A 15,391-nucleotide genomic window follows, 5' to 3' on the forward strand; every position below is an offset into this window, starting at 1 on the left:
CAGCATCATGCAGTCGCTCGCGCTTCCGTCGCCGCAATATTCCAGCCGCCTCAGACCGTCGAAGATCCTTCCGGCAACTGTTTCACTACCGATAATTCCAAACATTTCGCACATAAAAGCTGCTGCAACTCTACTGGGAACATCCTCTGGAACGTGCTCCGAATTGGCCCGATGATTGAGGGGCACAGGCCCCATAGGCCGTAGCGCGAGAAAGACAACCTCTAAGCTGCTCTACCTAAGACCATTTTACGGATGTTTTACAGTGCCCTAGACCGGCAGGGCCCCTCCCAAATCAGAATGTGACTTTGTAGCAAAGAGCCAGCTGTCTAGGCACATTTCCTCGATTCCCCGCTGTGCACGCCAGCCCAGCTCGCGCTGAGCCTTGTCTACAGAGGCGAACATCGCAGCAACGTCACCGTCGCGCCGCGGCGCCGACACATGCGGAACAGCGACATTATTAGCTTTCTCAAAAGCGGCCAACAGCTCAAGCACGCTAGTGCCTCGGCCTGTCCCCAGGTTATAAATCTGAAGCGCATCACCCGTTGCCAGTCGATCTAATGCCGCAACATGGCCTTCTGCCAAGTCAACAACATGCACGTAATCGCGTACCGCCGAACCGTCGGTGGTCGGATAATCGGTGCCAAATACGGAAAGATGCGCTCCACTGCCCGTCTTTTGGGCGGCCCTAACAAGCAAAGGCATGAGATTATTAGGCTTCCCTAATGGACTCTCTCCGATCAAACCCGAGGGATGACCCCCAACCGGATTGAAGTATCGCAGTAGCGATACGCGCCATTCGCCACTGCCACGCGTCAAATCCGAAAGTATCTGCTCACAAATCAGTTTGGTTCGACCGTAAGGGTTTACTGCCGACGTCGGATGATTCTCGTCTATAGGGAGTTCGTGCGGTTCACCGTATACCGTCGCACTGCTGCTGAACACGATGTCTCGTACACCGACATCGTCCATTGCTTCGAGCAGGCTGAGCAAGCCACCAACGTTATTAGCGTGGTAAGACAGCGGGCTCGACACCGATTCAGCGACGGCTTTCAGCGCCGCGAAATGAACGACCGCCTCAACCCGCTCGTCATCCATCGCTTTCCGTACGGCGGACGCATCGCGAACGTCAGCGATGACACACGAAACAGATCGGCCGGTGATTTGGCTTACCCGTTTAACCACGGTGGGCGAGCTATTGCTGAGATTGTCAAAAAGTACAGGTTCATGCCCAGCAGCGGCCAGTGCCACTGCCGTGTGCGAGCCAATAAAACCCAGACCGCCTGTAAGCAGGACTTTCATGCTACTAATTTCCCCATCCCATGTTAGCTAGCTATTGATATGAATGAGGACGAACCCATGAGTTGCCCTTGTTCCAAAAGTGCTCACCCCCGCACGACGCGCACCGAAAGAAAGCGCCGTAGAGGACGCTTTTCTCAAAGACATCAGGCGCAATTTGCTTTCCCACTTCCACCGTGTCACCGGTAGAGGGACATTTAGTGACGACGTCATAGCGCCCGGTCTCACGCATCGCTATCAGACTCCCAAGGCTCATCTATGCACAAATAGGCAATCTCTCAGGCCTAGAAGAGCGTGCCCGCCACTCGCATTAGTCTGTCCTACTACGGCAGAGGCCTGTGTACAAAACACCGGCTTAGGAGCGGACCTTACCGTCTTTGAGACGCATAGCGGACTCGATTAGATGAGAACGTCGCATTATACCGCCGCAACAATACGCAAAACGGCGCACCCCGTCAGTCCGAAGATCAGGGCGACATCGCTCGAAGTCCGAACACCCTCTGCGCTTGGGAACCGCGAAACATTACACAACAGCGGTTCGGCGATTGAGGCTGTCAATCCAAGTGACACCTCGTCGAACAAGCTGCGTTAGCGGCTGTTCGAAATACCTATGCACAAGGATCCCGACTAAGATTGCGACGCCACAAACCACGGCTGCCCATACGTCGCCTTCAATCACGACAGGAATTAGCGAGTAGACCTTCATTAATGCTGAGATCACGAACACGTGGGTTAGGTAAAGGCTGAAACTGGCGTCCCCAAGACGCGTAACAAGTCCATTGGAGATCTGCGGGACGATGGTGCAGCCCATTAAAAAGATTGCCGCTGGCAATCCCCAGAATATCCAGCGCGCTTCGATCGCAATATCATGACCGATGGTTAGCGCTAGCAGAACCCCTCCCCCGACCATAAATAACCAGCCGGTGCGAAGGCCGATCAAATGTCGTACTCTTGCTATTGCGGCACCGTATAGGAACTCGAGAACGATGGGAGGTGCCAATCCGGTCAACACGAGGAGAATTAACGCACTGGACAGGATTAAAAGTAGTTTTTGCCCGCCGGAACATGGCTTCGACAAGACGATGGAGAGGGCAAAGATAAGATAAAATAGCGCTTCGTATTCTAAGGTCCAACCAACATAAAGGACAGGGTCGAGCCCGTAGATTGCTTTTGAAAGAAACAGAAACGACGCTGTTAAGTGTCCCATTTCAGGCGCTGGTGACCGCACAACACTTTGGGCAACAATCAGCAATCCGAAGAGAGCTAGCGTCATAACCGAGTACAGAGGAACAATGCGAACCGCTCGATCAACTAGGAAACGCCCAGGAGAGCGTGGGCTGCGATCTTGCACGTAGACCATTATGAAGCCCGAAATAACAAAGAACAGGTCTACGCCGCTGTTGCCCCAGTTACCTAGGCTGGAAAATAAGGGTGTGTTAACAGAATGATCGCGCGCGCTCGCTCCAACATGAAGCAGAACCACACTAATGGCCGCAAGCGCTCTCGCGCCCTGCAAGTTATTCAACATTTACGCTGTACTCTCGACCCTCGTCGGCATTACCCCGCGCCTTTAAAGCCCATCGCACGAACTTCAACCCCGGTCTTTTCCCGGCGTTGACGTCACGCTATCAGGCGGCCACTCGCGCCAAATTCGCGCCTTAGAACAAGTGTTTGATGAAAATCCTATTCCGCCTGCTCTTGTTGGCCGCGATTGCGGGGACCCTGGTTCTCGCACTCATGCCATCACCTCCTCCGTTGCTCGGTCCTGATACGGACCCAACCAAACACGCGATTGGAATGCTTGCGGTAATGATGCTCGCAGGCTTCGCGTTTCCACAGACCTCACTATTGATGATCTTGGCCAGCGTTGCAGTCGGCAGTGGCGTCTTGGAGTTTGTGCAAGGCACGCCGCCGTTCATGCGCGATCCTGACCCTTACGACTGGATTGCCGGGATGATCGGTGCCGGCGCGGGATTCATACTGCTCTTGATCGTGCGCCTGCTCATCCAGCTGAGCAACCGCATCGTTTCCAAGAGGAACACTCTCGGTTCGTAGGCACAGAAGTCCGGCTATTCTGAACGCAGTTTAAGCAAAATGGGCGGCCCCCGATAAGCGGCCGCCCGTAACTCTTGCCCAGCGTTAGAAGCTGATCCCGAGATTGAGATTGACGCTCTGCCGGTCGTCACCGCCGGCAAGGCGAGCATCGTAACCGATGCCGATCCGGACATTGCCGAATGCACCGTCAATGCCAGCGCTGACCCTCGCGGCATCCGCTGAACGAGCCACGCCATCAATCTGGAAGCGGGCACTGCCATCAAGGGATGCGGTCATCACGCCCTTGCGGTTGCCCATCAGATGCTCCCAGCCAAACGACATGCGCGGGGTGATCACCCCTCCCCAGCCACTAATGTCCTTGTGCATACGGGCGCCCACCAGCGTGCGAGTGCTCCGGAAACGCTCGGCGTCGATCGACAGTGCGGCCTCGTTGCCGTGCTCCAATGTGGCGTCCAGTTTGATCCGCTGGTGGCTCAGTTCCGCGAACGGAGCGACGTTGACGCCGTAGGCCGACATCGGCAGCGCGGCAAACAGATCCACCTGCGTGATGCGAGCATCACGCGACGAGGTCAGCTCACCATCGATGCCAGGCAAACCAACGAACCTGGTCGTGTCGATGTCGTGCCAGCTGTGGGTGATACCGCCACCGACCTCGAGGCCAACGCCAGTGTAGGAAACGTCAGCGCCGAGCAGCTTGGAGTCCACGTCAGCCTTGCTCGCTCGAGCGTCTACGTTGATGTCGCTGTTCGCCACGCCGCCGCCTGCGCTGACGGTGAAGCCATTCGCCGCGTAGCCGAGGCCGCCGAGCAGCATGTTGTCGTCGTCGCGGGCCGTAGCTGCTCCAACGCCACTCCGCCCAACATGATTGGCCCCCGAACGGCTCGCGTCTGCCCAAAGGTACAAGGCGCCTTCCCGGCGACGATCAGCCTTACGCATCGCCTGGACGAGGCGATTGTTCTTGTCGGCGATGGCCATCGGCGTGCTGGCGTAGATTTCGCCGGACAGCGCATCGAAGATCTGCCGGGCGCCGGAAGCGGATTGAACGATCAGCGCATCGAAGATCGCACCGCTGTCTAGGTCCTCCAAGCCTTCCGCTACGGCAAACTGGTTGTCCGTCCGCGCAGCTTCCGCAAAGTCGATGTCGTTACGCCGCAAGGTTAAGCGGACCTGGGTTGCGCTGTAGCTCAACGTCGGGTCGAGGAACGCGAGGTTGCTCGTGACGCCGTTAAACGTCCCGGTGACCGTGCCTCCCGCCTGGATGATCACATAATTGGTGATCGGCGAGTAATTGATGCCGCCCGCAAGAACCTGCACGGTTCCACCATTGATGGTGACGTTGCCGGTTGCGCTGACGAGGTCTGCCGCCGTTGGCGTCGTTTCGACCTGGTAGATGGACCCTGCCGCAAAGCTCAGGTTGCCCGCGACCTGCAGGTGACCGATCGAATTACCCGGCGCCAGAATGCCTCCGGAATTCACGACCAGACCACCGACCGTGCCATTGCCGCCGAGAATGCCGCCGTTGCCGACGGTCACGACGGAAGCAAGCGAGCCGTTCACCAGCAGCAAGCCGCCCGTTACGTCCGTGGATCCGCTGTAGGTGTTTGCACCAGTCAGTAGCAGGATGCCCGTGCCCGATTTCGTCAGGTTGCCGGTGCCAGAGATGACTCCGTCAAACTGGCTATTGAGCGCCGAAGAGACGATCAAACGGCCATCATCAAGGGTAACGCTGCCGTCGCCAACCAAGCCACCGATGGTTTCGGTGTAGCCAGCGAGGTCGAACGTTGCGCCTTCGTCGATCTCGACCAGAAGACCATCGGCCAAGCGCTCGGAAGCTCCAAGCTTCACGCTACCGCCTGCAATGAGCAAGCCGCCCGTGAATGTGTTCTGCCCAAGCAGCTCAAGCGTGCCCGAGCCATCCTTCAGGAGTCCGCCGGAACCGCTCATCACGCCGCTGAAGCTGCTGTTGTCATCCCCAACGAGGGCGAGGACATTGGCACCGAGCGTGACCGAACCGCTGCCCGACAACGTCCGGATGGCTTCGCTGCTATCCAACTGCAGCGTCGTGCCACCCGCAAGGATGACCGCTGCCGCGTTATTGATGGCTGACCCGCCCGAAAGAACCAACGTTCCGCCATTCACCGCGAAATCCGCCGTCAGGCTGTCGGTCCCGGTCAGGCTGAGCGTACCGAGGCCCGCCTTGGTGCGGCTTTCGAAGTCGACGAACTTGGCAGCATCGTAGCTGGTCGTGCCCGAAGCGATATCGAACGTCAGGGAGTCCGAGCCAGCACCGCCTGAAGCAATCCCTCCAAGGCCGCTCCCGTTCAGCGTCAGAGCGTCGTTACCGCCACCGAGAAGTGCATTGGCCACGGTTCCACCCGCGGCCAAAGTGAGACCGTCGGACCCGGTACCTGCCGACGCATCGTAGGAGCCATTTACAGTCCCAGCGATGTTGGTCGTGACCGCGCCAGCGCCGCTGACGAGGATCGTGCCATTCACGGTCGAGCCCTGCTGAAGATCCAGCACAGACGCGCCGCGTAGATCGATGGCAAATCCGTCGGCCCCGCCGCTGATCACACCGCCAGCAAGGTTTGTGATCGACCCACCCTGGTCGAGCCGGATACCGTTGCCGGTGGCGAGCGTCGATTCAATCGTTCCACTGTTGGTGATGCTGGCACCGGCCGCAGAGGAATAGATCGCGCTGACGACGCTGTTATCAGAACCGCCGACGACCTGGATCAGTCCAGCATTATTGACGATGAGACCCGTGCCGTCGCTGTAGATCGCCGCATTGCCGCCAATGAGCGTTCCGCCAGCGAGGTTTGTGATCTGGTTGCCGTCGGCCGCACCTGCGTACACCGCATTATAGATGTTGCCTGTGATCGAGCCCGCGTTGGTCAGGACCAGTTGGTCGCTCGACGCGTGCGCCACGCCCCAGCCATTGCCGCTGATGGTGCCACCTGCGAGATTGTCGATCGTGGCGCTACCGCTTGTCATCCATACGCCGGCGGTGTTGCCGGTCACGCCACCTTCGATCGAACCGGCATTGCTAAGGCCCAGCGGACCATTCGCAAGAACGCCCGCAGAATTGCCGCGGATCTGACCCGTGGCGGTATTTGTGACGGTACCGCCCGATAGCAGCGAGACCGCTTCATTGCCGCTGACCGTGAGTGTTTCGCCGTCGGTCGTTCCCGACGCGATCAGGCCACTATTAATGATGACGTCATCGCTATTGCGACCGACAACGCCCCAGCCCGATCCGACAATAGTGCCAGCGTTGTCGAGGTTGAGCGAACCGCCATTCACCAAGTCAATCGCCGAGCCGAATGCCTCGCGGATGATTGACCCACTGGCTTCGTTGACGATCGCCAAATCGCCGCCCTGGGTCGAATAGATTCCACCCAGCATGTCGCCGGCATTGAAGATCGAGACAGTGCTCGTCCCGAGCGAATGCACCGCTCCGTTGGCGCCCTCGATCAGCGCACCTTCGTCATTCGTAATAGTCGCCGAGCCAAAGGCTAAGATCGCGCGGTCGGTGCCAGTGATCTCGCCACCGGCAAGGTTCTCGAGGATGAGACCCGCTTCGCTGTAAATGCCGTAGCTGTTCCCGTGGATCAGCCCCGCGTTGGTGACATCAAGCAATCCGCCCGCATGATAGATCCCGCTGACCGATCCAAGGATCTGGCCTTCGGACTGGTTATCGATCGTGCCACCGGCATAAGTCTGGACGCCGTCATTGCCATCGGAATAGCTGAACGTGGTTCCCGACAGCGACCCAGATCCAATGAGGCCGCTGTTCGTGAGATCCAGAGTGCCGCCAGCGGAAATACCCGCGTGACGCCCCACGACCTGTCCGAAGTTTGTCAGGGTCAGATTACCAGAGGTCTGAATGCCCGCTCCGTAGCTGGTGGCATACTGTCCGTTACCGATGATCTGGCCGGTGGCTTGGTTGACGACGTTGAGCGAGCCTCCATCAAGGCCATTGAACAGCCAGCCTTGGATCACACCCGAGTTGTCGACCACGGTGGAAGCACCGTTTGAACTACCCGTATAATAACCGCTGATCGTGCCGCCTTCGCGGTTCACGAGGTTGCTCGAAGCTCCATCCAGTCGGACACCGACGAAAGTCGTGCTCTCGATCAAGCCCGCATTGTCGACCGTGGACGAGCCCGAAGCGCCATAGACGGCATAGTTCGCACTGGTGACCAGGCTGCCATCAGCGCCAACAACGATCTCACCATCGTTGCCTGTAACCGTGACCGAGCCGATCGAATTGTCAGCCGCGAAGATGACGCTGCTGTTGTTCACATTGGCGGTACCGGTGAAGGTAAGGCTTTCTGCAAACGTCAGCGACGCGTCGGACGCGAGGCCAGTTACGTTAAGCGAACCCGCTCCGGAAATTGCCTGGGACACGGTCCCGCTCGACGCTTGGTCGTACGTCAGAAGCCCATCGACGACGATGTTGCTGCCGGAAATCGAGCTGCTTGTGCCAACGAGCGAAGCCCCTGCTTCAATCGTTGTCGTGCCCAACCAGCTGTTGGAAGCATTGGTCAGGACGATCGTGCCGTTTCCGCCGATCGTGACATATTGCGTTGGATCGGTCGTCGCTGTCGTGCCGGTGGTGATTGCCCCGGTCAGCGTCGCGACAGAACCATTGATCGCTTCAAGCCGCGTCGGGTCAGAGCTTGCCGGTGCCGCGACTTCCAGGAGAATGTCGTTGGCGTAGGTTCCGCTGGCACCGAATTGAACCGTCGGATCGATCATGTGAATGGTGGCCGTGCCAAACGCACCGGCCGTGTCGGCGCGCAAAATCGCGCCATTCACATAGATGTCACCGGTCAGGCCCGCAGTGTTGCTGAAAGCCAGGATGCCGTCGTCATCGCCGCCATTTCCGGCGAAGAACTGTGTGAATCCGGCAGGCACGCTGTCGACCGTCAGAGTGCCTGCACCTACTTTCCCGAGCCCTTCAAAGCCCGTGATGCTTCCAAGGCCTGCAGTTGACGTGGTCAAGTAGCCGTCAAGGAACAGCGCGTCGCTTCCCGTCCCGCCATCAATGCCCGCATGTGCAGCGCCGTTCACCAGAACGAGCAGGTCGTCCCCGCCGCCGAGAGACGAGATCGCATTCACGGTGCCAGTCGCACCGATAAGAAGAGCGTCCGAGCCATCGCCGCCCTGGAATGCGCCGTTGAGCAGGCCGTCGAGCCGCACGGTGGCCGACGCCGTCGCGGCCACGACGATATCGCCGTTTACCGTGGATGCCGCGTTAAGGCCGATGTTCGCATGTGCGGTTCCATCGACGAGGATTGCCGTGCCGACGCCCGAAATCGTCCCACCGGTCTCGTTGATGATCGTACCGTCCGCCGAAACACGAACCGCGCCGTCGCCGCCATTGACCGTTCCAGCATTAGAGAAGACGCTACCGCTTCCGACCATCTGAACAGCCGTGCCCGGCGCGCCAATAACGCCGCTGCTGCCGACTGCGAGATTGGAATTGCTTCCAACGGTGAAGCCGCCTGCAATGCTGCTCTGGCCGTCCAGCTGAACGGTACCCCCGCCCTGGACAGCGATCATGGCGCCGGAGCCTGTGCCATTCATCAACGCCGAGGCGCTGTCGTCGGCGATAGTTCCGGTCAGCGTAATCGTGTTGCCAGCACCGGGAGCAAGCGTAGTCGTCCCCGACATCAGGAACAGGTCGCTGCCGGCGCCCGTGCCGCCCGTTGCTTGGGTACCGCCGCCAAAACCGCCTTGTACCTGGCTGTCAGCGAATTGAACGTTGCCGCCAATAGTGATCGTTGCGCCAGCATTGACGAAGACCGCGCCGCCCAGGCCAGCGCCGCCACCGCCACCAGCCAGCGCAGGATCTGACGTCCCGGCACTACCGCTACCTGCGCCCGCTCCACCGCCTACGATCGTGCTGGTGAAAACCGATCCGCCACTACCGCCGCCGAAGCCGCCGGCGCCGCCAACGGCATAGGAGCCGCCGCCGCCGCCACCAAAGCCACCAGCCCCAGCTTCGCCATAAAGCGAGCCGCCGCCGCCACCGAAGGTTCCCCCGGCACCGCCCAGCGCTGCCGACGAGTCCCCGCCTGCACCGCCACCGCCAGCGCCGAAGCCGCCGTCAGCCCCGCTTCCGGAAGTACCACCGGCGCCGCCTTCACCAGTCAGGCCGCCGCCGCCACCGCCGCCGCCGCCAACCGCATAGGTGCCACTGACGTAGCCGCTGCCGCCGTCGCCGCCGCCGGGACCAGCGCCGCCACCGCCGCCACCACCGGTAGTGGAGCCGGTGACTACATAAGAAGCGGGAACATAGTAGGAGTAACAGTAGCCGCCGCCCCAGAAACTGTAATAGCAGCCGCCGCCGCTATAGGCGGGCGAGTAATAGCCGGTTGTCGCAGTCTGGGATGAACCACCGAGTCCAGCGTCGCTGCCAAAGCCCCCACTACCTGCTGCAGTCGAGGATCCCGATCCGCCGCCGTCGGTGGAAGAACCGGCATTAAGGCCACCAGCGCCGGCGGGTTGTGTCGTCGTCGTACCGTAATAGGTTGTCGAGGTACCGCCGGCTCCGCCGCCGCCGCCGCTGTAGCCACCGCCGCCGCCGCCAGCCGTGCCGCTGCCGCTGCCGCCACTGCCACCAAGGCCGCCGCCACCGCCTGCCACGTCGCCATCGGCAAGGCTGCCGCCATCGCCGCCGATAGCGCCGTTCTGCGAGAACGTAACATTAGCGACTGAGACATTACCGGCATTGACGAAGATCGCGCCACCCGCACCAAGGCCGCCACCACCAAGCCCCGCGCCGTCGCCGCCCGTTGCGACGCCATTGGTCAGCGCCGCGAAATTGATGATGCTGACGTTGGAGTCGGGCGCATCAATGAAAAAGATCCGGTTGGACGCGCCGTCGAGCGTGAACCCTGCGCCGTCAATCGTGAGGTTGCCCGTGATCGCGGGAAGTTCGAAGGCCACGATATCATTCGCGAGAACGATCGTGTCTTCTTCTTCGCTGGCGTTTGCAGCATTGATCGCCGCAGTCAGGCTGCTGGCATCCGTCACCACATAATTTGCGGCTTGGGCCGGGAATGCGATGAGGGCCGATGAGCTTAGGATAAAGCTACGCAAAGAACCGCGCTTCGCGCGGTAACCCGACTTCACAACAGTCATGTAAATCCCCACCCCGAAATACGCCAGGCAGGTACAGGAAACAGTTCCGTTACCGTCCGGACATAACAGAATTTCTACAAGGCAGAATTCCAGCGATCCATCAAGCCCCCCTTGCAGCCCTTCCCGGACCTCGCCCATAGGAACGCAGCTTATTTAAAAGGAAGTTTGATGTCGGTTGATGTTTTTCCGCAACATCTAGTCATTCTAGGCGGGGGCTCGGCGGGCTGGATGGCAGCCGCTTACCTCGATCGCACCTTCAATCTTCCCGGACGCCGGCGCCTTCCAATCATCGTGGTGGAGAGCCCCGCGATTGGACGAGTCGGAGTTGGTGAAGCCACCATCCCCACTCTCCTGCGGTTCGCGCAATTCCTGGGAATTGACGAAGCGACGTTGATGAAGCGCACGTTCGCGACCTTCAAACATGGCGTCCGGTTCCTTGACTGGAACGGCCCGGGAACCGACTATTTCCACCCGTTTGAAGCGCTGGACGCGTCGTCCAACTTCAACCCGGGTCCGAGTTGGCTCGCCAGGCGCGCTGCAGGCGTCGCGGCACCGTTCGATCTCGAAAGCGGCATTCAGCGCCGCGTTGCCCTGGCGGGCCGGGCTCCCAAGCGGATGACGGATCCTGACTACGCCGGGCTGATGCCCTACGCCTACCACCTCGATGCCGAAGAGTTCGGCGACCTTCTCGCCGATGTCGCCCGCGATCGCGGAGTGTCGCACGTCAGTGGACGCGTGGCCGAGGTGGAAAAGTCTGAAACTGGCGACGTACAGGCGCTGGTTCTGGATGACGGCCGCCGCATCGATGGCGACTTCTTCATCGACTGCTCTGGCTTCGCATCTGTCCTGCTTGAAAAGGCAATGGGCGTCCCGTTCGAGAGTTTCTCCGACTATCTGCTCTGCGATCGAGCCGTTGCCATGCCCAAGCCCTATGCCGACGGTGAACAGGCGCGCCCCTACACTACGGCTATCGCAATGGACCACGGTTGGTCCTGGCGTATCGGTCTGCAGCACCGCGAGGGCACGGGCTATGTATACTCAAGCAAGTTTTGCGATCAGGAAGACGCCGAACGCGCCCTCAGGATAGCGACCGGGGCCGGCGAGGAAGTGGCCGCACGCCACCTTAAGATGCGGGTTGGAATGCCGTCCGAGACCTGGCGCGGCAATGTCGTTGCCCTTGGATTAGCCGGCGGTTTCATTGAGCCCTTGGAATCCACCGGGCTGCATATGGTTGAATTGGGCCTTGAGTATCTGGTGCGATATTTCCCGCTTTCGGGCGTCAATCCAGCGGCGCGGAGCAGGTTTAATCACCTAATGCGCAGCCGCTACCAGGAATTGCGTGATTTCGTCGTTGCCCATTATTGCCTGACGAAGCGCGCAGACACTCCGTTCTGGCAAGCGGTGCGCGACCCTGCCCAAATTCCGACCGGCGTGGCAGAAAAAACTGAACTGTGGAGCGATCGGCATCCCGCCGCAGAAGACAATGAGTACAGCCGCCTGCTGTTCGCTCACAGCAACTGGGCCGCTGTTCTTTATGGAATGGAAGCAGTTGGAGAACTCGCCATGGCCAACTCGGCGCGCTGGTGCCCCAATCCCGGCGCCCATCTACCCGAGCTGAACGCAGCAGCCGACCGGCTCATCAATGGATTGCCCGAGCAGTCGATTTGGCTCGAGGGTCTGAAGACGATCCCGGTACGCGACCAGAGTTGGGCAGCCTAATCGTCCAGTGCAAAGAGGAAGGACGTCATGGTCAGCCGCCCTTCCCGAGGATTTGAGCTGTAGTGAGCGTTAAGCGGGATCGCGGGAGAATGCAGGGTTGAAGCGCGATATATGATCAGGCGGTTGAATACCGCTTCGACGGTCGCCACGCGCTCGAACAGCGGGTGCTCTTCGTCCGGGAAACCAGCGGGGAGGATTTGCTGGTTGAGTTCCTGGTTGAGGCTCTCGTTGTAACCCAGTTCTCGCTCAGCCGATATGCGCTGGTATCCGGTACTCCGATGTCTGAAGAAATGCGTACCGCCAAACTCCGGGCCGCATAGGTAGTGAACCATCGCAAGGTCATAAGGACCGTGCTTATCGACGTGAGGCACCCGCTGATAATGTCGCAAGTTGGCGGGAGGCTGGTTGACCATCGAAAACGAAGAATCCAGCCGAAATCGTTGTTCAGCAGGGATAGCAAAAGTGCTTTTTAGGAGGGGCGAAAGCGCCTCGTAGACTGTGTCGAGATACTGTTGAGGTGCCGGCCTGCGGATACCCGGATAGGCAGCGCCGGCGGGGCCATAGACCCCGTCACTGGCCGCATAATCAACGATCGATGCTGGGTCAGCGAGCGCATTGTCTATGAGCAGCAGGGGCTCTGCCTCGGGGCCAAGTGCGTAATGCTGATATTGGGCTGCGTTATTCAGAGCGAACGACACTGTCATGTCACTGCTCCTAGCCCGAAAGCCTTCGATTGGCAGTAGGCAACATGAAAGCTGTGAAAACCGAGGTTACCGCATCGCCTGCCCCTTGCGCGGTCCTGACCGCTATTGACGCCGCGTTGAAGTAACGCCGCCGATCGTAAGCCGATATTTGTCCCATAATGGGAACGGCCGAAGGAGCGCCGACCTACCGTAAAACTACCGTAAACTGTCTTGTGTTATATTTTCGTTAAACTAGGAGGGTAAACGAAAGTTAGTACTCGAGTCGTGGCGGGCCGTGCGCGTGCTGCCATTGCTCAGCGGGGGGTTCCGGTGGCCTGTATGAGCGTTTCGCGAGCAGTTCTCGCAGCCATTGCGCTAACCCTGAGCGCAACCGCGGCCCACTCGGCTACCATTCCTGACAATCTCGCCAGCAGCCTTCGGTATCGCGTGACCGGCACGATCCCAACTTCCTGCTCGCTGTCTCAACCTGTTTCCGCCGTTGAAGTCATCGGGCTTCAGAATTCCGCGACCGATACCGTCAACGCGACGCAGACCGACCTGCCCTTCACGATTAGCTGCACCACTGCCGTCCAGGTGAGCATGTCCTCGCTCAATGGTGGCCTTCAAACCGACAGAACAACGAGCGACGCGGACTTCGCATCCCGCGTTGAATATCGCGCAACGCTGGATCTGCCCGGCAACAGCAGCGTCCTTGAATGCCGGAGCAACGTGATGAACGCGGGCGGTTGCCGCCGGACGCTCGTCAATGAAGCGCTCGAGGGCAACGGGCGCATCCGCCTCAATACACAGACCTCGGACGACCTGCTTCTTGCGGGCACTTACGCCGATACGGTCACTCTCACCATTTCACCGCGCCTCGATGGCGGCAACGCAAGCGCGGTCACCCAATGATCGGGGCCTCCAGCTCCATCTACAGCCCACCGGATGTCGGCGGGCGCCAGTCGCTGAACTTGCGACCCGTACACACCAAGAGGAGACGCGTAATGAAGAAGTTTATCTTTGCTGCCCTTGCAGCCTCGACCATTGCAACGCCTGCACTGGCCCAGGATTGGAAGGGCAAGACCTATGGCCAGGACGCCTGGGGCATCTACCAGGTGTCGGCTACCGTCGACAGCTTCTGCAAGTTCGGCACTGCCAACACCGGCCAGAACGGTGGCAACGGCACTGCGGACACCAACTATCTTGGTGGAGCCAATGAAGCGGACGGTCGCTTCCTCCTCGACATCCAGGACAACTCGGACAACACCGTCCAGGCGGCTCGCGCGCAGTACAACATCGGCTACGCGGTCTGCAATTCGCCCTTCAACATGCAGCTTGCGTCGGACAACGGCGGCCTGAAGTCGGACGCATCCACGAGCGACCCTGCGTTCATCGAGAACGTCCCTTACGACGTCAATTTCGCGTTCGACGGCAACACCGCCAACAAGCGCAGCGATCAGCTGAGCGTTGGCTTCAGCACGATCACTTCGGTCAACGAAGCTCGCGCCGGCGCCGCTCACGTTCGCGTTTCGGTCGCGGCTGCTGACCAGCTGCTGCTCGAAGGCACCTACAGCGACCGCCTGCAGGCTCGCCTGTCGCCGGTCCTCTAACTTTTTAAGGCAAAGGGGAGAGTAACCTCTCCCCTTTGCTATTCTTGTAGAACTTGCGCTCCACATAGGGCGGAAAATTTATCGGCGGGGATGTCAGCGTAATGTGGCGTAATTGGTTTTCGGCTGCGGTGCTGTCATCGCTGCTGGGCGCGTTCTTGATGGTCGCAGCGCCCGCCATCGCTCTCCTTGTCCGACCTGTCGTTATCGAGCTCGACGCAACCGGCGGCGGCTCCAGTTCCTCCCTCGAAGTCGTTAACGACCGCAATGTCGCTATGACCGTGGAAGTCAAAGTCTCGGACCTCTCGCTCCCCGAGAAGGGCGCGCCCGTCCTGACTGCCAGCGATGGCAAGGACTTCCTTATCTTCCCGACGATCGCAAAGGTGCAGCCCGGTGGCCGGCAGGTCTTCCGCGTGCGCTACATCGGCGATCCGAGGCTTGCTAAGAGCAAGCTCTTCATGTTCTCGACCTCCGAGTTGCCGCTCGAGAACGACAAGACGGAAAAGCAGGCACAGCTCCAGGTCCTCTATTCCATCAATTCGGTGGTTGCGGTCCGGCCGTCAAAGGCGACCGCCGACATCCGCGTTGTCGATGCCAAGCGCGCTACTAACGACAAGGGCGAAGCTGGCCTTGAACTCACCTTCACCAATGATGGCGCCGCCCATGGGTTCATCGGCATGGCAAACATGTCCCTGCAGGCCGGAGCATGGTCCAAGAACCTGGATCGCAACGAGATGGGCAAGGCCTTCGGTCTCGGTCTCATTCCGGCCCAGTCACGCCGTATCATGTTCGTGGCGCTGGCGGACTTACCTGCGTCGGGTTCGATCGACGCAACTGTCAAACCCGGCGCCTGAAGCCCGGGACCCACATGAACACGCT

Annotated in this window: 9 protein-coding genes; 5 read left to right on the forward strand and 4 right to left on the reverse strand. The window is 59.8% G+C overall.

What is annotated here, in order from left to right; translation table 11 throughout:
* Positions 1 to 267: 267 nt before the first annotated feature.
* Complete coding sequence (gene galE, locus D3M59_RS10740) at positions 268 to 1,299, reverse strand: UDP-glucose 4-epimerase GalE (protein ID WP_119533678.1); 1,032 nt, start codon at positions 1,297 to 1,299, stop codon at positions 268 to 270.
* Between the two features lie 520 nt (positions 1,300 to 1,819).
* Positions 1,820 to 2,824 (reverse strand): acyltransferase family protein, encoded by a 1,005-nt coding sequence (locus tag D3M59_RS10745; protein WP_119533679.1) that lies wholly within the window; start codon positions 2,822 to 2,824, stop codon positions 1,820 to 1,822.
* Between the two features lie 281 nt (positions 2,825 to 3,105).
* On the opposite strand from D3M59_RS10745, the gene D3M59_RS11970 reads away from it, so the two are divergent.
* A complete protein-coding gene (locus D3M59_RS11970) occupies positions 3,106 to 3,351 on the forward strand; it encodes a hypothetical protein (protein ID WP_147416751.1) in 246 nt (81 codons plus the stop codon).
* 84 nt (positions 3,352 to 3,435) lie between these two features.
* Here the strand turns inward: D3M59_RS11970 and D3M59_RS12175 are convergent, their stop codons facing one another.
* Positions 3,436 to 10,503, reverse strand: a complete 7,068-nt coding sequence (locus tag D3M59_RS12175) for an autotransporter-associated beta strand repeat-containing protein (protein ID WP_199662508.1) — start codon at positions 10,501 to 10,503, stop codon at positions 3,436 to 3,438.
* A 168-nt stretch (positions 10,504 to 10,671) separates the two neighbouring features.
* Between D3M59_RS12175 and D3M59_RS10770 the strand changes: the two genes are divergently transcribed.
* Positions 10,672 to 12,222 carry a tryptophan halogenase family protein gene (locus D3M59_RS10770; protein WP_119533683.1) on the forward strand — a complete coding sequence of 517 codons (1,551 nt, stop codon included), beginning with the start codon at positions 10,672 to 10,674 and terminating at the stop codon, positions 12,220 to 12,222.
* Here D3M59_RS10770 and D3M59_RS10775 read toward each other — a convergent pair.
* The gene (locus tag D3M59_RS10775) at positions 12,219 to 12,926 is read right to left on the reverse strand and encodes a DUF6445 family protein (RefSeq protein ID WP_119533684.1); all 708 of its coding nucleotides are present in this window, start codon (positions 12,924 to 12,926) and stop codon (positions 12,219 to 12,221) included. The genes D3M59_RS10770 and D3M59_RS10775 overlap by 4 nt on opposite strands.
* A 318-nt stretch (positions 12,927 to 13,244) precedes the next feature.
* Between D3M59_RS10775 and D3M59_RS10780 the strand changes: the two genes are divergently transcribed.
* The 3 genes from D3M59_RS10780 to D3M59_RS10790 all read left to right on the forward strand — a co-directional run bounded on the left by D3M59_RS10780 (position 13,245) and on the right by D3M59_RS10790 (position 15,366).
* Positions 13,245 to 13,817, forward strand: a complete 573-nt coding sequence (locus tag D3M59_RS10780) for a hypothetical protein (protein WP_119533685.1) — start codon at positions 13,245 to 13,247, stop codon at positions 13,815 to 13,817.
* Positions 13,818 to 13,909: 92 nt separating this feature from the next.
* Positions 13,910 to 14,515, forward strand: coding sequence for a hypothetical protein (locus tag D3M59_RS10785; RefSeq protein ID WP_119533686.1), 606 nt, complete (start codon positions 13,910 to 13,912; stop codon positions 14,513 to 14,515).
* A gap of 101 nt (positions 14,516 to 14,616) precedes the next feature.
* Positions 14,617 to 15,366, forward strand: coding sequence for a fimbria/pilus periplasmic chaperone (locus D3M59_RS10790; RefSeq protein ID WP_119533687.1), 750 nt, complete (start codon positions 14,617 to 14,619; stop codon positions 15,364 to 15,366).
* Positions 15,367 to 15,391: the final 25 nt, after the last annotated feature.

Source organism: Sphingomonas edaphi, from assembly GCF_003583725.1.
In the GTDB taxonomy this organism is placed as follows: Bacteria; Pseudomonadota; Alphaproteobacteria; order Sphingomonadales; family Sphingomonadaceae; genus Sphingomicrobium; species Sphingomicrobium edaphi.